This is a genomic window from Cupriavidus sp. OV096 (assembly GCF_900115455.1).
Classification (GTDB): domain Bacteria; phylum Pseudomonadota; class Gammaproteobacteria; order Burkholderiales; family Burkholderiaceae; genus Cupriavidus.
Map to the genome: position 1 here is coordinate 113,900 of NZ_FOWM01000003.1, position 21,723 is coordinate 135,622.

The window sequence follows — 21,723 nt, forward strand, 5'->3', positions numbered from 1 at the left end:
AACCAACGCCCGCGCCACGCCGCCACCCCTTATACGCAGACTTAGAAAATCGAAGGAATCATCATGAAAGTGTTTTACGACAAGGACGCCGACCTCTCCCTGATCAAGGGCAAGAACGTCACCATCATCGGCTACGGCTCGCAAGGCCACGCCCACGCACTGAACCTGAAGGATTCGGGCGTGAACGTGACGGTCGGTCTGCGCAAGAGCGGCGCGTCGTGGAACAAGGCCGTCAACGCCGGCCTGCAGGTCAAGGAAGTGGGCGAGGCCGTCAAGAACGCCGACGTGGTCATGATCCTGCTGCCGGACGAGCAGATCGCCGACGTGTACAAGAACGAAGTGCACGGCAACATCAAGGAAGGCGCCGCCCTGGCCTTCGCGCACGGCTTCAACGTGCACTACGGCGCCGTGATCCCGCGTGCCGACCTGGACGTGATCATGATCGCCCCGAAGGCCCCGGGCCACACGGTGCGCTCGACGTACTCGCAAGGTGGCGGCGTGCCGCACCTGATCGCCGTGCATCAGAACAAGTCCGGCGCCGCCCGTGACATCGCGCTGTCGTACGCTACCGCCAACGGCGGCGGCCGTGCCGGCATCATCGAGACCAACTTCCGCGAAGAAACCGAAACCGACCTGTTCGGCGAGCAGGCCGTGCTGTGCGGCGGTACCGTCGAGCTGATCAAGGCTGGCTTCGAAACGCTGGTGGAAGCCGGCTACGCGCCAGAAATGGCCTACTTCGAGTGCCTGCACGAGCTGAAGCTGATCGTCGACCTGATCTACGAAGGCGGCATCGCCAACATGAACTACTCGATCTCGAACAACGCCGAATATGGCGAATACGTCACCGGCCCGCGCGTCGTGACGGAAGAGACCAAGAAGGCCATGAAGCAATGCCTGACCGACATCCAGACCGGCGAATACGCCAAGAGCTTCCTGCTTGAGAACAAGGCCGGCGCCCCGACCCTGATCTCGCGCCGTCGCCTGACGTCCGAGCACCAGATCGAGGAAGTGGGTGCCAAGCTGCGCGCGATGATGCCGTGGATTGCCAAGAACAAGCTGGTCGACCAGTCGAAGAACTAAGCTGACGACAGCTGGCAGGGCGGGGCCCCCGGGCCCGCCGCCCTCGGCCGTCCAGCCCGCCGCCGGCCCCGCGCAGTGTTGCGTGAGGCATTTTGGCGGAGGCTGGACGGCTTTTTGTTATCCTTGTCGGACTTTTTTCGGGCGTTGGCTCGAATCTTTCTTATTATTCGCGGCGATACCCCTGAATTGCCCACGGCGGCCAGCCCCTGGCGCCGGCGCGGCATGGCGTATCGTTTCTACCTGAACTTCAGACCAAGTCTTGCATGAACTATCCTCATCCGCTGATCGCCCGTGAAGGCTGGCCATTCCTGGCCGGCGCATTCGTCATCTCGCTGCTGGTGCATGTCAGCGCAGGTTTCTGGTGGGCGCTGCCGCTGTGGATTCTCACGATCTTCGTGCTCCAGTTCTTCCGCGATCCGCCCCGGCCGATTCCGTCGACGCCCAACGCCGTGCTGGCACCCGCCGACGGCCGCATCGTCGTGGTCGAGAAGACCCAGGACCCGTACGCCGGGCGCGAGGCGCTGAAGATCAGCGTGTTCATGAACGTGTTCAACGTGCATTCGAACCGCGCGTCGGTGGATGGCAAGGTCGAGAAGCTCGAGTACTTCCCGGGCAAGTTCGTCAATGCCGATCTGGACAAGGCGTCGGTGGAGAACGAGCGCAACGCCATCGTGATCCGCCGCGCGCAGGACGGCCAGGTGGTCACGCTGGTCCAGGTGGCCGGGCTGGTGGCGCGCCGGATCCTGTGCTACACCAAGGTGGGCGACGCGATCTCGCGTGGCCAGCGCTACGGCTTCATCCGCTTCGGCTCGCGCGTGGACGTGTACCTGCCCGTGGATGCCCGGCCGCGCGTGACGATTGGCGAGAAGGTGTCCGCCTCGTCGACCGTGCTGGCCGAACTGGACGTGCAGGGCGCGCAGCAGTAAGCCGCCGCCATCCACACTGATAGGAGAGGCTGGCATGGGTGCCTTCAATCGACGGAACAAGCGCGTCAGCATCGGCAACGTGACGCATCTGCGACCGTTCCGCCGCAACCAGTTGCGCAACGACCCTGGCTACGACGAGGCCGAGGAAGGGCCGGACATCGAGTACGTGCGCCCGCGCCGGCGCGGCATCTACCTGCTGCCCAATGCGTTCACCACGGCCGCGCTGTTCGCCGGCTTCTACGCCATCGTGGCGGCGATGAACGGCCATTTCGACTCGGCCGCCATCGCCATCTTCGCGGCCATGGTGCTGGACGGCATGGATGGCCGCGTGGCGCGCATCACCAACACGCAGAGCGCATTCGGCGAGCAGTACGACTCGCTCTCGGACATGACCTCGTTCGGCGTGGCGCCGGCGCTGGTCATGTACACCTGGATCCTGCGCGACCTCGGCAAGTGGGGCTGGATCGCCGCGTTCGTCTACTGCACCTGCGCGGCGCTGCGCCTGGCGCGCTTCAACGCCAATATCGGCGTGGTGGACAAGCGCTTCTTCCAGGGCCTGCCGAGCCCGGCCGCGGCGGCCCTGGTGGCCGGCTTTGTCTGGCTGGTCATCGATAACAAGCTGCCGGTCAGGGAGCTGTGGATGCCGTGGGTCGCCTTTGCGATCACGCTCTATGCGGGCCTGTCGATGGTCTCCAACGCCCCGTTCTACAGCGGCAAGGCGCTGGACGTGCGCTACCGCGTGCCCTTCGGCATGATGGTGCTCGTGCTGGTGCTGTTCGTGGTGGTTTCCACCGATCCGCCGGTAGCGCTGTTCGGGCTGTTCGTGGCCTATGCCGTGTCGGGCTACCTGCTGTGGGCCTGGCGCGCGCTGCACGGCGAGCCGGGCGAGGTACGCAAGGCACGCGCCGGCGGACCCGACGGTCTCGGCGGCGGTAACTAGCAAGCATGGCAACAGGGCGTCTTCGGGCGCCCTGTGTCGTTCCAGCGGTATCCCAATCCGCATCACGCATCACGCATCACGCGTTACGCATTACGTTCCACTCACCGTCAGGAGAATGTCATGGGTATGTTTGACTTCATCAAGGAAGCGGGCGAAAAGCTGTTCGGCAAGGGCGAGGCCAAGGCTGCGCAGGATGCGGCCAAGGCGGATGCCTCGGCAGAGAAGCTGGAGGCCGCCAACCGCGCCGCCGGCGATGCCATCGAAAATTACATCAAGCAGATGGGGCTCGACGCCACCGGGCTGATGGTCCAGGTGGATGGGTCGCAGGGCAAGGCGACGGTGTTCGGCGTGGCGCCGGACCAGGCCACCCGGGAGAAAATCATCCTGTGCGCCGGCAACGTGGAGGGCGTGGAGTCGGTGGAGGACAAGATGTCCGTCAACGTGGAGTCCACCGAATCGCAGTGGCATACCGTGGTCAAGGGAGACACGCTCTGGGCCATTGCCCAGGCCGCCTACGGCAACGGTGCGGACTACAACAAGATCTTCGAAGCGAACAAGCCGATGCTTTCGCACCCGGACAAGATCTATCCGGGTCAGAAACTGCGGATTCCGCCGAAGGGCTGAAACCGGCTCGGGTCAGCCCGCCTTGCACGCGCGCGCCAAACCGGATATAGTCCCCGACATGATTTCGCGCCAGTCCCTACTCGCCCGCACCACCCTAGGTGGCCTACTAGGCCATCGGGTCGGGACGCGCGCGCGCTAAGGGACGCTATCGCCCTAGCGCGGAATCACCAGGAATTTTCCTAGTTTTCAAACGCCCCGGCCTGCAACCATGCACGCCGGGGCGTTTTGCATTTCGATTTCGAGGACTGCGACGCCCGACGGCAAGAAGGACGGGACGGCACGGCACACAACAAGGTACAGCCCAGGAGCTCCACAAAATGTCTGACAAACTCATCATTTTCGATACCACCTTGCGTGACGGCGAGCAGTCGCCCGGCGCCTCGATGACCCGCGAAGAGAAGATTCGCATCGCGCGCCAGCTGGAACGCCTGAGGGTCGATGTGATCGAGGCAGGCTTTGCGGCTAGTTCCAATGGTGACTTCGAAGCCATCCGCTCGATCGCCCAGGTGATCAAGGATTCGACGATCTGCTCGCTGGCCCGCGCCAACGACAAGGACATCGCCCGTGCCGCGGAGGCCCTCAAGCCCGCCAACTCGTTCCGGATCCACACGTTCATCGCCACCTCGGCGCTGCACATGGAGAAGAAGCTGCGCATGACGCCGGACCAGGTGTACGAGCAGGCGCGCCTGGCCGTGCGCTTCGCGCGCCAGTTCACCGACGACATCGAATTTTCGCCAGAAGACGGCAGCCGTTCGGACATGGACTTCCTCTGCCGCGTGCTCGAGGGCGTGATTGCCGAAGGCGCGACCACGATCAACCTGCCCGATACGGTGGGCTACGCGGTGCCGGAAGGCTATGCGGACCTGATCCGCTCGGTGCGCGAGCGCATCCCCAACTCCGACAAGGCTGTCTGGTCGGTGCACTGCCATAACGACCTGGGCATGGCCGTGGCCAACTCGCTGGCCGCCGTGAAACTGGGTGGCGCGCGCCAGATCGAGTGCACGATCAACGGCCTCGGCGAGCGGGCCGGCAACACGAGCCTGGAAGAGGTGGTAATGGCCGTGAAGACGCGCCGCGACTACTTCGATATGGACGTGAACATCGACACCACGCAGATCGTGCCGGCATCCAAGTTGGTATCGCAGATCACCGGTTTCGTGGTGCAGCCGAACAAGGCCGTGGTGGGCGCCAACGCCTTCGCGCATGCCTCCGGCATCCACCAGGATGGCGTGCTCAAGGCGCGTGACACCTACGAGATCATGCGCGCGGAGGACGTGGGCTGGAGCGCCAACAAGATCGTGCTGGGCAAGCTCTCGGGCCGCAATGCGTTCAAGCAGCGCCTGCAGGAGCTGGGCATCGAACTCGAGAGCGAGAGCGAAGTCAACGCCGCCTTCGGCCGCTTCAAGGAACTGGCCGACCAGAAGGCCGAGATCTTCGACGAAGACATCATGGCCATCGTCTCGGATGAGGCGCACGACGTGAACGAGCACTACCGTTTCGTGTCGCTGTCGCAGCGCTCCGAGACCGGCGAGCGCCCGCATGCGCGCGTGGTATTCAATATGGATGGCAGCGAGCAGACCGGCGAAGCCGAGGGCAATGGCCCGGTGGACGCCACCATGCACGCCATCGAAGGCAAGGTCAACAGCGGCGCGGAACTGGTGCTGTACTCGGTGAACGCGATCACCACCGGCACACAGGCGCAGGGCGAAGTGACCGTGCGCCTGTCGAAGGCCGGCCGCATCGTCAACGGCGTGGGCACCGATCCGGACATCGTCGCGGCATCGGCCAAGGCCTACCTGGCCGCCTTGAACAAGCTGCACGACAAGGCCGTACAGAAGATCAACCCGCAGATCTGATCCCCGATCCGCGTGCCGGCGCCGGGGGCTCACAAGGCCTCCGCGACCATCAACCGCCCGTCAGTCGCCTATCCCGCGACGACGGGCGGTTTTTCGTTGGATTGCGATGTATTGCAAGCGATGCGGGTCAGCGACGATCGGAGCGGTCGTACAGCGGATCGGGCGTGATCTGGGTCTGGCGCAGCACGCCGGCGTCATCGAAATAGAAGTTGAACAGCGAGTACCACTGGTCCTCGTGACGGAACCGGTAGCTCCACACCTCGCGTTTCATCAGCGGAAAGTACTGGTTTGGCTCGCGCGGGGCACCGAAGTGCTCGAGCACGTCTTTCTTGGTCCAGACATTGACCTGCGCCTTGTACAGTTCCGGCGTTCGGAGCATCTGGCGGAAATTCGTCAGATTGCCATTCTTGTCGAAGTCAGCGGCGTACGATTCCTGGCCCAGCGGCTGTTTCGAATAGAACCAGCGCACGGTGCCGTCGTCGAGCTTAAAGATGTCGGTGGGCTTGCCGAAGGTGGCCATCACGGCGCTCTCGGGCTGGCCGACCAGTTTCAGGCCGGTATCGACCGGGGCGAGGGCGGAACAGGCGGCGAGCAGGGCGGCACCCAGGCCCAGGGCCACGGTCTGGGCCAGCCGGCGGCCGGCGAAGCGGAGGGGGGAGGTCATGGGATTTTTTTCTCGACTGGCAATCGTACGAATGCTGGAAGTGTAGTCCGCTCGGGCGCTGGTGTGCATCACACGCTGCTTTTTTGGTGGGATTGCCGCCATCGGCCCCACTGCCGTACCATCCACGCCTTTGTTGTGCGATGTAGAACAGGAGTGAGGATGTCCGGAGCGGAAAAAGGGCGGCGGCGCGGCCCGTGGCGTGCATGGCTGGCGGCGACGCTGCTGTGCCTGGCGGGGAGCGGGCATGCCCAGGGCGAGGCTGGCGCGCCGATCCGGCTTGGCATGATCGAGGGGCTGTCCGGCCCGTTCGCCAACGCAGGGGACGCCGTGGCGCGCAACCTGCGCATCGCCATCGACCGCGTGAACGCGCGGGGCGGGGTGAAGACCGCCGAGGGCGCCCGGCCGCTGGAATTGGTCACGTTCGACAGCAAGGGCAATGTCGATGAGAGCCTGATCCAGTTCCGCTCGCTGGTGGACAAGCGCATCCCGTTTGTACTGCAGGGCAACAGCTCGGCCGTGGCCGGGGCGCTCGTGGCGGCGATCAACCGCCACAACATGCGCCAGCCGGACGCACGCGTGCTGTTCCTCAACTACTCGGCCGTCGATCCCGCGCTGACCAACGAGAATTGCAGTTTCTGGCATTTCCGCTTCGACGCGAGTTCGGACATGCGCATGCAGGCGCTGACCGAGGCGATTCGCGGCGAACACGCGGTGCGGAAGGTCTATCTGATCGACCAGGACTACAGCTTTGGCCATCAAGTGGCGAAATCGGCACGTGAGATGCTGGCGGCCAAGCGGCCGGACCTCCAGATCGTGGGCGACGAATTCCACCCGATCGGCAAGATCAAGGATTTCGCGCCGTACATCGCCAAGATCAAGGCCAGTGGCGCCGACGCGGTGATCACCGGCAACTGGGGCAATGACCTGACGCTGATGGTCAAGGCCGCGCGCGAGGGTGGGCTGGGCGCCCGCTTCTATACCTTCTATGGCAACGGCCTGGGCGCGCCGGCGGCGATGGGCGATGCCGGCGTGGGCCGTGTGCTGGCGGTGGCCGAATGGCATCCGAACGTGGGCGGCGCGGCGTCCGACGCCTTCTACCAGGCGTTCCGCACCCGCTACCCCGAGCCGCGCGACGACTACGTGCACCTGCGCATGCAGATGATGGTGGAAATGCTGGCGCGGGCCATCACCCAGGCTGGTACCACGGAGGCGGTCAAGGTGGCGCTGGCGCTCGAGAACATGCGCTTCACCAACGATTTCCACGACGCCACCGTGCGCGCGGACGACCACCAGGTGCTGCAACCGCTCTATGTCTCGGTCATGGCGAAGCAGGGCGGGGACGTGCGCTTCGACAACGAAGGCTCTGGCTACGGCTTCCGCACGGTAAAGAAGCTCAAGACGGCCCAGACCACGCTGCCCACCACGTGCCGTATGGAGCGCCCGGCGGGCTGATCAGGCAGGCCGCGGGGATGAATTTCGCCGCGCCGGCAAATTCGGCTATAATCCGCGGCTGTCGTGCAAGGACCCCTGCGCACGGCACATGCCTCAGTCCATACCAGGCTTCAAGGCACGACGCAGGTGGCGCATTCCGCGCTGCAGCGTTCGCAAGTGAAAGGAAAACATCATGGCAATCGCCAACAAGTCCGAAGTTATCAAGCAGTTCGCCCGCGGCACCAACGACACGGGTAGCCCCGAAGTTCAGGTCGCTCTGTTGACCACCCGCATCAACGAACTGACCCCCCACTTCAAGGCCAACATGAAGGATCACCACAGCCGCCGCGGTTTGCTGCGCATGGTGAGCCGTCGTCGCCGCCTGCTGGACTACCTCAAGGCCAACGACGCCGACCGTTACCGCACCCTGATCGAAAAGCTGGGCCTGCGTAAGTAAGGTCTGCGGATGGCAGCACGAATCCTGCACAAGTTGTTCCTGCACGATTTCACGTGAGGCCGCGATGCCTGCGTCAGCTCTGCTGAGGCAGGCATTTTGCTTTTCTGGCCCGGCGGCACACCCGCTGGGTCGGCGTTGATTGTGATGTTTGCTTCACTAAATTGTCCTGGCCAAGCGGCCCGGACGCCCGTTGCGCCAAGACGTGTAACGGAGTAAGTTACCTCGCTCTTTATATTGCTCTGTGACCGGAGTCGGCCAAGGAACCGGGGTTTTGTGTCATTCCATCGCCGCATCGCCAGCCTGGTGGTGCCGCGATGGAATGGCATAGCACTTCCCTGAGACTGCGACCGGCATGAATCCGGCAGTTCGCCTGCCGCTGTGAGCGCAGGCGTCGCGGGACGCGCGTGTGTGCGCCCCGCATGCATGTATCAAGGAAACGCTCATGACCATGTTCAACAAGATCGTCAAGGAATTCCAATGGGGCCAGCATACGGTCCGCATGGAAACCGGCGAAGTCGCCCGCCAGGCTGGCGGCGCCGTGATCGTCGACGTGGAAGACACCGTGGTGCTGGCCACCGTGGTGGCCGCCAAGAGCCCGAAGGCGGGCCAGGACTTCTTCCCGCTGACCGTCGACTACATCGAAAAGACCTACGCTGCCGGCAAGATCCCCGGTGGCTTCTTCAAGCGTGAAGGCCGTCCGTCGGAAAACGAGACGCTGACCTCGCGCCTGATCGACCGTCCGCTGCGCCCGCTGTTCCCGGAAGGCTTCTACAACGAAGTGCAGGTGGTGATCCACGTGCTGTCGATCAACCCGGAAGTGCCGGCCGACATCCCCGCGCTGATCGGCGCGTCCGCCGCGCTGGCCGTGTCGGGCATCCCCTTCAATGGTCCGGTGGGCGCCGCCCGCGTGGGCTACAAGGATGGCCAGTACCTGCTGAACCCGACCCGCTCGCAGATCGCCGCGTCCGACCTGGACCTGGTGGTGGCCGGTACCGAGCGTGCCGTGCTGATGGTGGAATCGGAAGCGCAACAGCTGTCGGAAGAAGTGATGCTGGGCGCCGTGGTGTACGGCCATGAGCAGATGCAGATCGCCATCAACGCGATCCACGACCTGGTGCGCGACGGCGGCAAGCCCGAGTGGGACTGGGCCCCGGCAGCCAAGAACGAGCCGCTGATCGCCAAGGTTGGCGAGATCGGCCTGCCGCTGCTGCAGGAAGCCTACCAGCTGCGCCAGAAGTCGGCCCGCAGCCAGAAGCTGAAGGAAGTCTACGCCTCGGTGACGGCTGGTCTGGCCGAAGCTGGCGTGGAAGCCGAGAAGGTGGAAGTCGGCAACATCCTGTTCGACCTCGAAGCGAAGATCGTCCGTGGCCAGATCCTGGCCGGCGAGCCGCGCATCGACGGCCGCGACACGCGCACCGTGCGCCCGATCGAGATCCGCTCGTCGGTGCTGCCGCGCGCGCACGGCTCGGCCCTGTTCACGCGTGGGGAAACCCAGGCGCTGGTGGTGGCCACGCTGGGTACCAAGAGCGACGAGCAGATCATCGACGCGCTGGCTGGCGAATACCGCGACCGCTTCATGCTCCACTACAACATGCCCCCGTTCGCCACTGGCGAGACGGGCCGCGTGGGTAGCCCGAAGCGTCGTGAAATCGGTCACGGCCGTCTGGCCAAGCGCGCGCTGATTCCGGTCCTGCCGAAGGACGACGAGTTCGCGTACACGATCCGCCTGGTGTCGGAAATCACCGAATCGAACGGTTCGTCGTCGATGGCTTCGGTCTGCGGCGGCTGCCTGGCACTGATGGACGCCGGCGTTCCGGTCAAGGCACACGTGGCCGGCGTGGCCATGGGCCTGATCCTCGAAGGCAACAAGTTTGCCGTGCTGACCGACATCCTGGGTGATGAAGATCACCTGGGCGACATGGACTTCAAGGTGGCCGGCACCGACGCGGGCATTACCGCGCTGCAGATGGACATCAAGGTCCAGGGCATCACGAAGGAAATCATGCAGGTGGCGCTGGCGCAAGCCCGCGAAGGCCGCATCCACATCCTGCAGAACATGCAGGGCGCGATGGGCCATGCGCGTACCGAACTGTCGGCACACGCACCGCGCATGATCACGATGAAGATCCATCCGGACAAGATCCGCGAAGTCATCGGCAAGGGCGGCTCGACCATCCAGGCCCTGACCAAGGAAACCGGTACGACCATCGACATCGGCGAAGACGGCACGATCACGATCGCGTCGACCTCGACCGAAGGCATGGCGGAAGCCAAGCGCCGCATCGAGGGCATCACCGCGGAAGCCGAAGTGGGCAAGATCTACGCCGGTACCGTGCTGAAGCTGCTGGACTTCGGCGCCATCGTGAACATCCTGCCGGGCAAGGACGGTCTGCTGCACATCAGCGAGATCGTCAATGAGCGCGTGAAGGACATCAAGGACTGGCTGAAGGAAGGCCAGCAGGTGCGCGTGAAGCTGATCCAGGCCGACGAGAAGGGTCGTCTGCGCCTGTCGCTGAAGGCAGCGCTGGCGGAAGAGGGCGGCAGCATCAGCCCGATCGTCCAGAGCGACGCCCCGGCGGCGCCGGCCTCGCCCGACCAGCAGTAAGCCGGTTCGGCAGTATCCGTAGTCCTCGTAGTACCAAAAAAGCGGCTGGCGATGTCCAGCCGCTTTTTTGTTTACACTGCCGGTCATTCCATGCGGATGGGGTTTGCCCAGGCCGCATGCCACGCACGACACACTGATGAGGAACGATCATGAAAGCCATCGAGATCCGTGAATACGGCGCGCCCGAAGTCCTGCAACTGGCCGAGCGCCCCGATCCGGAGCCGAAGGCGGGCGAGGTCCTGATCCGCGTGGCGGCGGCCGGCATCAATCGTCCCGATGTGTTCCAGCGCACCGGCAACTATCCGGTGCCGCCGGGTGCTTCTGACCTGCCCGGCCTGGAAGTGGCGGGCGTGGTGGTGGGCGGCGACCTGTCGCACGCCGACAATCGCTTCGGCCTGAAGGTGGGCGACCGCGTCTGCGCGCTGGTGCAGGGCGGCGGCTACGCCGAGCTGTGCACGGCCCCGGTGGCGCAATGCCTGCCGGTGCCGGCGGGCCTGTCCGATATCGAGGCCGCCGCGCTGCCCGAGACCTTCTTTACGGTCTGGAGTAATGTGTTCGACCGTGGCCTGCTGGGCCAGGGCCCGCGCGGCAAGGACGAGACGCTGCTGATCCAGGGCGGCTCGAGCGGTATCGGCACGACCGCCATCCAGATCGCCAAGGCGCTCGGCTTCAAGGTCTTCGTGACGGCTGGCAGCGACGAGAAGTGCAAGGCCTGCGAGGACTTGGGCGCCGATCGCGCGATCAACTACAAGACCCAGGACTTCGTGGCCGAGGTCAAGGCGCTGACGGAAGGCCAGGGCGTGGACGTGATCCTCGACATGGTGGCCGGCTCGTACCTGGCGCGCGAGTTGTCGTGCATCGCCGATGACGGCCGCATCGTCATCATCGCCCTGCTGGGCGGCGGCAAGGCCGAGATTCCGCTGGGCGACATCCTGCGCCGCCGGATCACCGTGACGGGCTCGACGCTGCGGCCCCGTCCGTCGTCGTTCAAGGGCAAGATTGCCGAAGCGCTGCACCAGCAGGTGTGGCCGCTGCTGGCGGCCGGCAAGATCAAGCCGGTGATCCACCAGGTCTTCCCGGCCGCGCAGGCTGCCGACGCCCATCGCCTGATGGAGTCGAGCGAGCACATCGGCAAGATCGTGCTGACCTGGTAACGGACGGCCGATCGGCGCGACGGGGCGTCCTGTTGCGCCGGATCGGCGGCGTGTATGCAATTGTCCGCCCGTTGTGGCGGACCCCTTCCGGCCACGCTACAATAGCGGGTTTATTTCAGAGGGGGCGCTTGTGAGACAAAAGCTGGTCATCGGCAACTGGAAGATGCACGGCAGCCTGGCCGCCAATGCGGCGCTGCTCGACGGTATCAAGGCGGCTTCGGCCCGCGCGACGCTGGCTGTTTGCGCACCGTTCCCCTATCTTGCCCAGTGCCAGACGCTGTTGTCGGGCTCGCAAGTGGCCTGGGGTGCCCAGGATGTGTCGGCTGAAGCACGTGGCGCCTTCACGGGCGAGGTCGCGGCATCGATGCTGGCCGAGTTCGGGGTGAGCTACGCGCTGGTCGGCCATTCCGAGCGTCGCACCTATCACGGCGAAACCGACACCACCGTGGCGGCCAAGGCGCTACGGGCGCTCGAATTTGGCATCGTGCCCGTGGTCTGCGTCGGTGAGACGCTGGCCGAGCGCGAGGCCGGGCAGACCGAGGCCGTGGTCGGTCGTCAGTTGCAAGCCGTGTTGGATACGCTGTCTATCGAGCAGCTGGGTCGGATTGTTCTGGCCTATGAGCCCGTCTGGGCGATCGGCACCGGCAAGACCGCCACCAGCGCCCAGGCGCAAGCCGTGCATGCCGTCCTGCGTGGGCAGGTGGCAGGCAAGGACGCTGGCGTGGCATCGCGCATGGCCATCCTGTACGGCGGTAGCGTGAAGCCGGACAATGCGGCCGAACTGTTTTCCATGTCCGACATCGACGGGGGCCTGATTGGTGGCGCCTCGCTGAAGGCGGATGATTTCCTCGCGATCGGCAACGCCTGATGCCGGTTCCGATCGTCTGATCAGGCAAGTTCGAAACGAATTCAACCAAATGGCAATCTTCAAGACTTTGTTGGTAATCGTGCAGGTCCTGTCCGCGCTGGGCGTGATCGCACTGGTCCTGCTGCAGCACGGCAAGGGCGCCGATGTCGGTGCGGCGTTCGGCTCCGGTGCGTCGGGCAGCCTGTTCGGCGCCTCGGGCTCCGCGAACTTCCTGTCGCGTACCACGGCCGTGCTCGCATCGTTGTTCTTTGTCTGCACGCTGGGCTTGACGCTGCTGGGCAACTACAAGCCCAGCGCTTCGCTGGGCGTGATGGGCGCCGCGCAACAGCCCACGCCGGCCTCCGCGCCGGCTGGTGCATCGGCGCCCGCGGCCGCTGCGGCCTCGGCTCCGGCAGGTCCTGCTGTACCGAAATAATCCGCCTGTGTTCTGGCTGATTCCTGAGTTTTTTTAAAGTTGTGCGTTGAACAATTCAGGGATCTTGGGTTAGAATGCAAGGCTTGAAACGATTCCCCAGCGACGGGGCCCAAAGCGGAAGAAAGCTTCTTCCACGCAGGCTCCGGAGGGTGTAAAAACCCGGCGCAAGGCAATATTGTTTCTCCCCCAGCCGACGTGGTGAAATTGGTAGACACGCTATCTTGAGGGGGTAGTGGCGAAAGCTGTGCGAGTTCGAGTCTCGCCGTCGGCACCAAACAACTTGATCGGCGTCCGTCCGGAGCCGGCCCTCGGGCCATGCTTTGGATTGCGGCGCCGGCAGTCCGCAAGGCGGCGCCGTAGCTAAGACGGGATGGCGCTTGGGGTGGGCAACAGGACGCCGCTTCAGCTGGTGCTGTTGACAACATTCCAGATAAGGCTGGCCGTATCTTGACTCTCGAAGCCTACTTCCCCGTCCTCATCTTCATCCTCTTTGGCGTCGTGCTCGGTGTGGCACTGATGTCCATTGGTCGGATACTCGGTCCCAACAATCCTGATACCGCGAAGCTGTCGCCCTACGAGTGCGGCTTCGAAGCGTTCGAGGACGCGCGCATGAAGTTCGACGTGCGCTACTACCTCATCGCCATCCTCTTTATCCTGTTCGATCTCGAAACTGCCTTCCTGTTTCCGTGGGGTGTCGCCCTCAAGGAAATCGGTTGGCCGGGATTCATCGCCATGGGCGTGTTTCTGCTGGAATTCATCGTGGGCTTCGTCTACATCTGGAAAAAGGGCGCGCTCGATTGGGAGTGATGTGAAATGGCAATCGAAGGCGTTCTCAACGAAGGTTTTGTCACGACTACCGCTGACAAGCTGATCAACTGGACCCGCACGGGCTCGCTCTGGCCGATGACGTTCGGCCTGGCCTGCTGTGCCGTGGAAATGATGCATGCCGGCGCCGCGCGCTACGACATGGACCGGTTCGGCGTGATTTTCCGCCCGTCGCCGCGTCAGTCGGACGTGATGATCGTGGCCGGCACGCTGTGCAACAAGATGGCCCCCGCGCTCCGCAAGGTCTACGACCAGATGGCCGAGCCGCGTTGGGTGATCTCGATGGGCTCGTGCGCCAATGGCGGCGGCTACTACCACTACTCGTATTCGGTGGTGCGTGGCTGCGACCGCATCGTGCCGGTCGACATCTATGTTCCGGGCTGCCCGCCGACGGCGGAAGCGCTGATCTACGGCGTGATCCAGCTTCAGAACAAGATCAAGCGTACCAACACCATTGCGCGCAAGGGCTGACATGGCGAATAACCTGGACACCCTCAAGGCCGCGCTCGAAAAGGTTCTCGGCAAGCGCGTGCAGAGCCTGGTCGAAGCGGTTGGCGAACTGACGCTGATCGTCAAGGCCGACGACTACCTCGACGTGGCCCGCCTGCTGCGCGACGAACCGTCGCTGCGCTTCGAGCAGCTGCTGGATATCTGCGGCGTCGATTATTCCGATTACGCCGATGGCGCCTGGGACGGCCTGCGCTTCGCGGCCGTGTCGCACCTGATCTCGATCACGCACAACTGGCGCCTGCGCCTGCGCGTGTTCGCGCCGGATGACGACCTGCCCGTGGTGCCGTCGCTGATCGACGTGTGGAACTCGGCCAACTGGTTCGAGCGCGAAGCCTTCGATTTCTACGGCATCGTGTTCGAAGGCCATCCGGACCTGCGCCGCATCCTGACCGACTATGGTTTCGTCGGCCACCCGTTCCGCAAGGATTTCCCGGTTTCTGGTTTCGTAGAAATGCGCTACGACCCGGAACAGAAGCGGGTGATCTACCAGCCGGTGACGATCGAGCCGCGCGAAGTCACGCCTCGCGTGATTCGCGAGGAAAACTACGGCGGCGTGCAGCACTGAGATCGACGTCATGGCAGATATCAAGAACTACACCCTGAACTTCGGCCCGCAACACCCGGCAGCGCACGGCGTGCTGCGCCTGGTGCTCGAGCTGGACGGCGAAGTCATCCAGCGTGCCGACCCCCACATCGGCCTGCTGCACCGTGCCACCGAGAAGCTGGCCGAACAGAAGACCTGGATCCAGAGCGTGCCGTACATGGACCGTCTCGACTACGTGTCGATGATGGTCAATGAACACGCCTACGTGATGGCCATCGAGCGCCTGCTGGGCCTCGAGGTGCCGGTGCGTGCGCAGTACATCCGCGTGATGTTCGACGAAATCACCCGCCTGCTGAACCACCTGATGTGGATCGGCTCGCACGCGCTCGACGTGGGCGCGATGGCGGTGTTCCTCTACGCGTTCCGTGAGCGCGAGGACATGTTCGACATGTACGAGGCGGTGTCGGGCGCGCGGATGCACGCGGCCTACTACCGTCCGGGCGGCGTCTACCGCGACCTGCCTGACACGATGCCGCAATACCGGGCGTCGAAGATCCACAACGAGCGTGCCATCAAGGTGATGAACGAAGCCCGTTCGGGCTCGCTGCTGGACTTCATCGAGGACTTCACGAATCGTTTTCCGACGTACGTGGATGAATATGAGACGCTTCTGACCGATAACCGTATCTGGAAGCAGCGTCTGGTGGACATCGGCGTGGTCAGCCCGGAGCGGGCACTGCAGATGGGCTTTACCGGCCCGATGCTGCGCGGCTCGGGCATCGAGTGGGATCTGCGCAAGAAGCAGCCCTACGAGGTGTACGACCAGCTCGACTTCGACATCCCCATTGGCACCGGCGGCGACTGCTACGCGCGCTACCTGGTGCGCGTGGAAGAGATGCGCCAGTCGAACCGGATCATCAAGCAGTGCGTGGACTGGCTGCGCCGCAACCCGGGCCCGGTGATCACCGAGAACCACAAGGTGGCGCCGCCCTCGCGCGTGGACATGAAGTCCAACATGGAAGAGCTGATCCACCACTTCAAGCTGTTCACCGAAGGCATTCACGTGCCGGCTGGCGAGGCTTACGCGGCGGTGGAGCACCCGAAGGGCGAGTTCGGTATCTATGCGATCTCGGACGGCGCGAACAAGCCGTACCGTCTGAAGATCCGTGCACCTGGCTTTGCCCACCTGGCCGCGCTGGACGAAATGGCCAGGGGACACATGATCGCCGATGCCGTGACGATCATCGGGACGCAGGACATCGTGTTCGGCGAGATCGACCGCTAAGTCGATCGAGAATCCGGAGACGGGGAGTCTCCACCCAGGCGTAAAGGCCGTCACCCGGACGACGATTCGGGTTCATGCGGCCGGCCCCGCGAGTGACGGGGGCGGCAGGCGATGCCTGCGACGGACCGGCGAGGCGCAGAGCGACCTGGCCGGCGGAACATGGCAGCGACGGCTGCAAACCAGCGGAGGCCGCGAGCCGGCGTCCGCCGTATTACTGCAATGACCATGCTATCAGCAGAAGCTCTCAAGGAAATCGATCGCGCGATCGCGAAGTATCCGACCGACCAGAAACAGTCGGCCGTGATGGCGGCACTCGCCGTGGCACAGGGCGAGGTGGGCTGGGTTTCCCCCGAAGTCATGCAGTTCGTCGCCAGCTACCTCGACATGCCGCCCGTGTGGGTGGAAGAGGTGGCCACGTTCTACAACATGTATGACACCAAGCCGGTGGGCAAGTACAAGCTCACCGTCTGCACCAACCTGCCGTGCGCACTGTCCGGCGGCGACCGCGCGGGCGACTACCTGAAGCGCAAGCTCGGCATCGACTATAACGAGACCACCGCCGACGGCTGCTTCACCCTGAAAGAGGGTGAATGCATGGGCGCCTGCGGCGATGCACCGGTGATGATCGTGAACAACACCCGTATGTGCAGCTTCATGAGCAATGACAAGCTCGACGCGCTGGTCGACGAGCTGAAGACCGAAGCTGCCAAGGGAGCCAAGTAACATGACCTCTCTGCACGACCGTCACATCAAGCCGCTGATCCTGGCCGGCCTGGACGGCAAGAACTGGCACCTCGAAGACTACGTCAAGCGCGGCGGCTACAAGCAGCTGCGCCGGATCCTGACCGAGAAGATTCCGCCCGAGCAGGTGATTGCGGACGTCAAGGCGTCTGGCCTGCGCGGCCGTGGCGGCGCTGGCTTCCCCACGGGCCTGAAGTGGAGCTTCATGCCGCGTGCGTTCCCGGGCCAGAAGTACCTCGTCTGCAATACGGACGAGGGTGAGCCGGGCACGTTCAAGGACCGCGACATCATCCGCTACAACCCGCATTCGCTGATCGAGGGCATGGCCATCGGCGCGTATGCGATGGGCATCACCGTGGGTTACAACTACATCCACGGCGAGATCTGGAACGAGTACAAGATCTTCGAGGAAGCCCTCGAGGAAGCGCGTGCGGCCGGGTTCCTCGGCGACAAGATCATGGGCTCGGACTTCGACTTCCAGCTCCATGCGCACCATGGCTACGGCGCCTACATCTGCGGCGAGGAAACGGCGCTGCTGGAGTCGCTCGAAGGCAAGAAGGGCCAGCCACGCTTCAAGCCGCCTTTCCCGGCGAGCTTCGGTCTGTACGGCAAGCCGACCACGATCAACAACACCGAGACGTTTGCCGCGGTGCCCTTCCTGCTGGAAGTGGGCCCGGAAAACTATCTCAAGCTGGGCAAGCCGAACAACGGCGGCACCAAGATCTTCTCGATCTCGGGTGACATCGAGCGTCCGGGCAACTACGAGATCCCGCTGGGCACGCCGTTCTCGACGCTGCTCGAGCTGGCTGGCGGCATGCGCGGTGGCAAGCGCATCAAGGCAGTGATTCCGGGCGGCTCGTCCGCTCCGGTGGTGCCGGGCGACCTGATGATGGCGTCGGACATGGACTACGACTCGATCGCCAAGGCCGGCTCGATGCTGGGCTCGGGCGCCGTGATCGTCATGGACGAAACGCGCTGCATGGTGCGCTCGCTGCTGCGCCTGTCGTATTTCTACTTTGAAGAATCGTGCGGCCAGTGCACGCCGTGCCGCGAAGGCACCGGCTGGCTCTATCGCATGGTCAATCGCATTGAACACGGAGAAGGGCGCCAGGAAGACCTGGACCTGCTCAACAACGTCGCGGAAAACATCATGGGGCGCACGATCTGCGCGCTCGGCGATGCAGCGGCGATGCCGGTACGCGGCATGCTCAAGCACTACTGGAAAGAGTTCGAGTATCACGTCGAACACAAGCAGTGCATGGTCCCGGCCCATTCTTAAGCGTGGCAGAACATGGTTGAACTCGAGATCGACGGCAAGAAGGTAGAGGTTGCGGAAGGCAGCCTCGTGATGGAAGCCGCCCGCAAGCTGGGCACTTACATCCCGCATTTCTGCTACCACCGCAAACTCTCCATCGCGGCGAACTGCCGCATGTGCCTGGTGGAAGTGGAGAAGGCGCCCAAGGCGCTGCCCGCCTGCGCCACGCCGGTGACGCCCGGCATGAAGGTCTTCACGAACTCTGAAAAGGCCGTCAAGGCCCAGAAGTCCGTGATGGAATTCCTGCTGATCAACCACCCGCTCGACTGCCCGATCTGCGATCAGGGCGGCGAATGCCAGCTCCAGGATCTGGCGGTGGGCTACGGTGCGTCGGAGTCGCGCTACAAGGAAGAGAAGCGCGTGGTGTTCCACAAGAATGTGGGCCCGCTGATCTCCATGGAGGAGATGACCCGCTGCATCCACTGCACCCGTTGCGTGCGCTTCGGCCAGGAAGTGGCCGGCGTGATGGAACTGGGCATGCTGAACCGTGGCGAGCACTCGGAAATCACGACCTTCGTCGGCCAGACCGTGGATTCGGAACTGTCCGGCAACATGATCGACCTGTGCCCGGTTGGCGCGCTGACGAGCAAGCCGTTCCGCTACTCGGCCCGTACGTGGGAACTGGCGCGCCGCAAGTCGGTGTCGCCGCACGACGGCCTGGGCGCGAACCTCGTGATCCAGACCAAGAACCAGCGCGTCATGCGCGTGCTGCCGCTGGAAAACGAAGAGATCAACGAGTGCTGGCTGTCGGACAAGGACCGCTTCGCCTATGAAGGCCTGAACAGCCCGGACCGCCTGGTGCGTCCGCTGCTGAAGCAGGGTGGCGAATGGATGGAAACCGACTGGCAGACCGCGCTGGAATACGTGGCCAACGGCCTCGCGAGCATCAAGCGCGACCATGGCGCCGACCAGATCGCCGCGCTGGCCAGCCCGCACAGCACGCTCGAAGAGCTGTACCTGCTCGGCAAGCTGGTGCGCGGCCTCGGCAGCGACAACATCGACTTCCGCCTGCGCCAGACCGATTTCTCGGCAGCCCTGAAGGGCACGCCGTGGCTCGGCATGCCGGTGGCCGACGTGACCACGCTGCAACGCGTGCTCGTGATTGGTTCGTCGTTGCGCAAGGATCACCCGCTGCTGGCCTCGCGTCTGCGTCAGGCTGGCAAGAAGGGCGCTCGCTTGACGGTGCTGGGCGCTGGCGGTGAAGACCTGCTGATGCCGGCAACGCGCATCGACGTGGCCCCGTCCGCCTGGACCGCCGCCCTGGCCGGTGTGGCCCGTGCCGTGGCGTCTGCCAAGGGCGTGGCGGCTCCCGCCGGTACCGATGGTTTCGATGGCGGCGACGCCGCGGCCAAGCTGGCCGAAGCGCTGCTGTCCGGCGAACGCCGCGCGGTGTTCCTCGGCAACGAGGCCGTGCGCCACCCGCAATTCTCGGCGCTGCACGCGCTGGCACAGTGGATCGCCACGGAAACGGGCGCGACGCTGGGCTTCCTGACCGAAGCGGCCAACACCGTCGGCGGCTACATCGCTGGCGCGCTGCCGCAGCAAGGCGGTGCCAATGCGCAGGCGATGCTCGACACGCCGCGCAAGGCCTATATCGTACTGAACGCCGAACCCGAGTTCGACACCGCCGACGCCCGCAAGGCGCTGGCTGCGCTAAACCAGGCCGGTACGGTCGTGGTGCTGTCGCCGTTCCGCTCGGAAGCGGCCATGCAGTACGCCGACGTGATCCTGCCGGTGACGCCGTTCACGGAAACCGCCGGTACCTTCGTCAATGCCGAAGGCACGCCGCAGAGCTTCAACGGCGTGGTGCGCGCACTGGGCGAATCGCGTCCGGGCTGGAAGGTGCTGCGCGTGCTGGGCAACCTGCTGGACGTGCCGGGCTTCGACTTCGACACGGCGGAAGCCGTGCGCGAGGAAGTGCTGGCCAAGCCGGTGGCGCCGCAACTGAATAACACCACCGATGCCCCGATCCGCGTGACGGCAGCTGCCGTCAACGGTATCGAGCGCATTGCCGATGTACCGATCTACCACGCCGACCCGATCGTGCGCCGTGCCGACTCGCTGCAGCTGACCGCGGCTGCGCGCCGTGCAATGCAGGTGGCGCTGTCGTCGGACCTGTTCGACAAGCTGGGCGTGCAGGTGGGCGACCCGGTGCGCGTGACGCAGGGCGAGGGTAGCGTGGTGCTGCCGGCTGCACTGGAAATCACGCTGCCGGCCAACACCGTGCGCGTGCCGGCCGCTACCGTGGCCGCCGCGACGCTGGGTGCGCTGTACGGTAACGTCACCGTCGAGAAAGCCATCGAGCTGCCGGGCCAGCAGGCCACGGCAACGCCGGCGGCCACCGCATAAGAAGAGCGAGAACGCAACATGATCGATTGGATTACCTCGCAAGGCCAGGCCGTGTTCGGTGGCGCGTGGACGCCGCTGTGGATTCTCATCCGCGCGGTGGTCATCGTGGTCCCGCTGCTGCTGTGCGTGGCCTACCTGATTCTCTGGGAGCGCAAGCTGATTGGCTGGATGCACGTGCGGATCGGTCCGAACCGCGTGGGCCCGCTCGGCCTGCTGCAGCCGATTGCCGACGTGCTGAAGCTGCTGCTCAAGGAAGTCATGATGCCGTCGCAGGTCAGCCGGGGCATGTACCTGGTGGCCCCGCTGATGGTGCTGATGCCGGCCGTGGCGATCTGGGCGGTGATCCCGTTCCAGGCCGAGGTGGTGATGGCCGACGTGAACGCCGGCCTGCTCTATGTGATGGCGATCAGCTCGGTGGGCGTCTATGGCGTGATCCTGGCCGGTTGGGCCTCGAACTCGAAGTATGCGTTCATCGGCGGGATGCGCGCCGCTGCGCAGATGGTGTCGTATGAAATCGCCATGGGCTTCGCGCTCGTGACGGTGCTGATGGTGTCGGGCAGCCTGAACCTGTCGGCCATCGTGAACAGCCAGAACACCGGCTACTTCGCCAACATGGGCATCAACGTGCTCTCGTGGAACTGGTTGCCGCTGCTGCCGATGTTCGGCGTCTACTTCATCTCGGGCGTGGCGGAAACAAACCGTCACCCGTTCGACGTGGTGGAAGGCGAATCGGAAATCGTCGCCGGCCACATGATCGAATACTCGGGCATGGGCTTCGCGCTGTTCTTCCTGGCCGAATACATCAACATGATCGTCATCTCGACGATGACCGCGCTGATGTTCCTTGGCGGCTGGGCGCCCCCGTTCTCGAGCGCGCTGACCAACTGGATTCCGGGCTTCTTCTGGCTGCTGATCAAGGTTTTCCTGCTGCTGTCGGTATTCATCTGGATCCGTGCATCGTTCCCGCGCTACCGCTATGACCAGATCATGCGCCTGGGTTGGAAGATCTTCATTCCGCTGACCGTAGGCTGGCTGATCATCGTGGCGATCTGGATCAAGTCGCCGTGGAACATCTGGCACTGATGTGCCCGGCGACGGCGCGCTGCTGCAAGTGGCAGGGCGCGCCGCGCGGAA

The 21,723-nt window shown here is 64.3% G+C and carries 20 protein-coding genes and 1 tRNA gene; 20 read left to right on the forward strand and 1 reads right to left on the reverse strand.

What is annotated here, in order from left to right; translation table 11 throughout:
- Positions 1-63 precede the first annotated feature (63 nt).
- The 5 genes from ilvC (at position 64) to BM115_RS07815 (ending at position 5,426) form a co-directional block, all read left to right on the forward strand.
- Positions 64-1,080, forward strand: coding sequence for a ketol-acid reductoisomerase (gene ilvC / locus BM115_RS07795; RefSeq protein WP_092292365.1), 1,017 nt, complete (start codon positions 64-66; stop codon positions 1,078-1,080).
- 263 nt (positions 1,081-1,343) lie between these two features.
- The gene (locus BM115_RS07800; RefSeq protein ID WP_092292367.1) at positions 1,344-2,006 is read left to right on the forward strand and encodes a phosphatidylserine decarboxylase; all 663 of its coding nucleotides are present in this window, start codon (positions 1,344-1,346) and stop codon (positions 2,004-2,006) included.
- Positions 2,007-2,040: 34 nt separating this feature from the next.
- Positions 2,041-2,946 carry a CDP-diacylglycerol--serine O-phosphatidyltransferase gene (gene pssA / locus BM115_RS07805; RefSeq protein ID WP_092292369.1) on the forward strand — a complete coding sequence of 302 codons (906 nt, stop codon included), beginning with the start codon at positions 2,041-2,043 and terminating at the stop codon, positions 2,944-2,946.
- Between the two features lie 120 nt (positions 2,947-3,066).
- On the forward strand, positions 3,067-3,570 hold the full coding sequence (lysM, locus tag BM115_RS07810; protein ID WP_092292371.1) for a peptidoglycan-binding protein LysM: 504 nt from the start codon (positions 3,067-3,069) through the stop codon (positions 3,568-3,570).
- A 317-nt stretch (positions 3,571-3,887) separates the two neighbouring features.
- Complete coding sequence (locus BM115_RS07815; protein ID WP_092292373.1) at positions 3,888-5,426, forward strand: 2-isopropylmalate synthase; 1,539 nt, start codon at positions 3,888-3,890, stop codon at positions 5,424-5,426.
- 127 nt (positions 5,427-5,553) lie between these two features.
- On the opposite strand, the gene BM115_RS07820 is transcribed toward BM115_RS07815, so the two are convergent.
- On the reverse strand, positions 5,554-6,090 hold the full coding sequence (locus BM115_RS07820) for a hypothetical protein (RefSeq protein WP_092292375.1): 537 nt from the start codon (positions 6,088-6,090) through the stop codon (positions 5,554-5,556).
- A 159-nt stretch (positions 6,091-6,249) separates the two neighbouring features.
- Here BM115_RS07820 and BM115_RS07825 point away from each other — a divergent pair, with 159 nt between their 5' ends.
- From BM115_RS07825 to nuoH, 15 genes are all read left to right on the forward strand, one after another.
- The gene (locus BM115_RS07825; RefSeq protein ID WP_092292377.1) at positions 6,250-7,542 is read left to right on the forward strand and encodes a branched-chain amino acid ABC transporter substrate-binding protein; all 1,293 of its coding nucleotides are present in this window, start codon (positions 6,250-6,252) and stop codon (positions 7,540-7,542) included.
- A gap of 172 nt (positions 7,543-7,714) precedes the next feature.
- Positions 7,715-7,978 carry a 30S ribosomal protein S15 gene (gene rpsO, locus BM115_RS07830; protein ID WP_092292379.1) on the forward strand — a complete coding sequence of 88 codons (264 nt, stop codon included), beginning with the start codon at positions 7,715-7,717 and terminating at the stop codon, positions 7,976-7,978.
- Positions 7,979-8,420: 442 nt separating this feature from the next.
- Positions 8,421-10,583, forward strand: a complete 2,163-nt coding sequence (gene pnp / locus BM115_RS07835) for a polyribonucleotide nucleotidyltransferase (protein ID WP_092292381.1) — start codon at positions 8,421-8,423, stop codon at positions 10,581-10,583.
- Between the two features lie 149 nt (positions 10,584-10,732).
- Complete coding sequence (locus BM115_RS07840) at positions 10,733-11,737, forward strand: NAD(P)H-quinone oxidoreductase (protein WP_092292383.1); 1,005 nt, start codon at positions 10,733-10,735, stop codon at positions 11,735-11,737.
- Positions 11,738-11,867: 130 nt separating this feature from the next.
- Positions 11,868-12,605 (forward strand): triose-phosphate isomerase, encoded by a 738-nt coding sequence (gene tpiA, locus BM115_RS07845; protein ID WP_092292385.1) that lies wholly within the window; start codon positions 11,868-11,870, stop codon positions 12,603-12,605.
- 49 nt (positions 12,606-12,654) lie between these two features.
- A complete protein-coding gene (gene secG, locus BM115_RS07850) occupies positions 12,655-13,020 on the forward strand; it encodes a preprotein translocase subunit SecG (protein ID WP_092292387.1) in 366 nt (121 codons plus the stop codon).
- A gap of 189 nt (positions 13,021-13,209) precedes the next feature.
- Positions 13,210-13,294 (forward strand) — tRNA-Leu (locus tag BM115_RS07855).
- A 173-nt stretch (positions 13,295-13,467) separates the two neighbouring features.
- Positions 13,468-13,827, forward strand: coding sequence for an NADH-quinone oxidoreductase subunit A (locus BM115_RS07860; protein ID WP_092292389.1), 360 nt, complete (start codon positions 13,468-13,470; stop codon positions 13,825-13,827).
- 6 nt (positions 13,828-13,833) lie between these two features.
- Positions 13,834-14,316 (forward strand): NuoB/complex I 20 kDa subunit family protein, encoded by a 483-nt coding sequence (locus BM115_RS07865; RefSeq protein WP_008643342.1) that lies wholly within the window; start codon positions 13,834-13,836, stop codon positions 14,314-14,316.
- Position 14,317: 1 nt separating this feature from the next.
- The gene (locus tag BM115_RS07870) at positions 14,318-14,920 is read left to right on the forward strand and encodes an NADH-quinone oxidoreductase subunit C (protein WP_092292391.1); all 603 of its coding nucleotides are present in this window, start codon (positions 14,318-14,320) and stop codon (positions 14,918-14,920) included.
- Positions 14,921-14,930: 10 nt separating this feature from the next.
- Entirely contained in the window at positions 14,931-16,184 is a 1,254-nt protein-coding gene (locus tag BM115_RS07875; RefSeq protein WP_092292393.1) for an NADH-quinone oxidoreductase subunit D, read from the forward strand.
- A 225-nt stretch (positions 16,185-16,409) separates the two neighbouring features.
- Entirely contained in the window at positions 16,410-16,907 is a 498-nt protein-coding gene (nuoE, locus tag BM115_RS07880; protein WP_092293283.1) for an NADH-quinone oxidoreductase subunit NuoE, read from the forward strand.
- A 1-nt stretch (position 16,908) separates the two neighbouring features.
- Positions 16,909-18,204, forward strand: a complete 1,296-nt coding sequence (nuoF, locus tag BM115_RS07885; protein WP_092292395.1) for an NADH-quinone oxidoreductase subunit NuoF — start codon at positions 16,909-16,911, stop codon at positions 18,202-18,204.
- Positions 18,205-18,216: 12 nt separating this feature from the next.
- Positions 18,217-20,589 carry an NADH-quinone oxidoreductase subunit NuoG gene (gene nuoG / locus BM115_RS07890; RefSeq protein ID WP_092292397.1) on the forward strand — a complete coding sequence of 791 codons (2,373 nt, stop codon included), beginning with the start codon at positions 18,217-18,219 and terminating at the stop codon, positions 20,587-20,589.
- A gap of 18 nt (positions 20,590-20,607) precedes the next feature.
- Entirely contained in the window at positions 20,608-21,672 is a 1,065-nt protein-coding gene (gene nuoH, locus BM115_RS07895; protein WP_092292399.1) for an NADH-quinone oxidoreductase subunit NuoH, read from the forward strand.
- The last annotated feature ends 51 nt before the right edge of the window (positions 21,673-21,723 follow it).

What these genes read in the sequence shown, in the direction of transcription:
- ilvC (WP_092292365.1), top strand. Translation starts at nt 64, where the DNA reads ATGAAAGTGTTTTACGACAAGGACGCCGACCTCTCCCTGATCAAGGGC.
- BM115_RS07800 (WP_092292367.1), top strand. Translation starts at nt 1,344, where the DNA reads ATGAACTATCCTCATCCGCTGATCGCCCGTGAAGGCTGGCCATTCCTG.
- pssA (WP_092292369.1), top strand. Translation starts at nt 2,041, where the DNA reads ATGGGTGCCTTCAATCGACGGAACAAGCGCGTCAGCATCGGCAACGTG.
- lysM (WP_092292371.1), top strand. Translation starts at nt 3,067, where the DNA reads ATGGGTATGTTTGACTTCATCAAGGAAGCGGGCGAAAAGCTGTTCGGC.
- BM115_RS07815 (WP_092292373.1), top strand. Translation starts at nt 3,888, where the DNA reads ATGTCTGACAAACTCATCATTTTCGATACCACCTTGCGTGACGGCGAG.
- BM115_RS07820 (WP_092292375.1), bottom strand. Translation starts at nt 6,090, where the DNA reads ATGACCTCCCCCCTCCGCTTCGCCGGCCGCCGGCTGGCCCAGACCGTG.
- BM115_RS07825 (WP_092292377.1), top strand. Translation starts at nt 6,250, where the DNA reads ATGTCCGGAGCGGAAAAAGGGCGGCGGCGCGGCCCGTGGCGTGCATGG.
- rpsO (WP_092292379.1), top strand. Translation starts at nt 7,715, where the DNA reads ATGGCAATCGCCAACAAGTCCGAAGTTATCAAGCAGTTCGCCCGCGGC.
- pnp (WP_092292381.1), top strand. Translation starts at nt 8,421, where the DNA reads ATGACCATGTTCAACAAGATCGTCAAGGAATTCCAATGGGGCCAGCAT.
- BM115_RS07840 (WP_092292383.1), top strand. Translation starts at nt 10,733, where the DNA reads ATGAAAGCCATCGAGATCCGTGAATACGGCGCGCCCGAAGTCCTGCAA.
- secG (WP_092292387.1), top strand. Translation starts at nt 12,655, where the DNA reads ATGGCAATCTTCAAGACTTTGTTGGTAATCGTGCAGGTCCTGTCCGCG.
- BM115_RS07865 (WP_008643342.1), top strand. Translation starts at nt 13,834, where the DNA reads ATGGCAATCGAAGGCGTTCTCAACGAAGGTTTTGTCACGACTACCGCT.
- BM115_RS07870 (WP_092292391.1), top strand. Translation starts at nt 14,318, where the DNA reads ATGGCGAATAACCTGGACACCCTCAAGGCCGCGCTCGAAAAGGTTCTC.
- BM115_RS07875 (WP_092292393.1), top strand. Translation starts at nt 14,931, where the DNA reads ATGGCAGATATCAAGAACTACACCCTGAACTTCGGCCCGCAACACCCG.
- nuoE (WP_092293283.1), top strand. Translation starts at nt 16,410, where the DNA reads ATGCTATCAGCAGAAGCTCTCAAGGAAATCGATCGCGCGATCGCGAAG.
- nuoF (WP_092292395.1), top strand. Translation starts at nt 16,909, where the DNA reads ATGACCTCTCTGCACGACCGTCACATCAAGCCGCTGATCCTGGCCGGC.
- nuoG (WP_092292397.1), top strand. Translation starts at nt 18,217, where the DNA reads ATGGTTGAACTCGAGATCGACGGCAAGAAGGTAGAGGTTGCGGAAGGC.
- nuoH (WP_092292399.1), top strand. Translation starts at nt 20,608, where the DNA reads ATGATCGATTGGATTACCTCGCAAGGCCAGGCCGTGTTCGGTGGCGCG.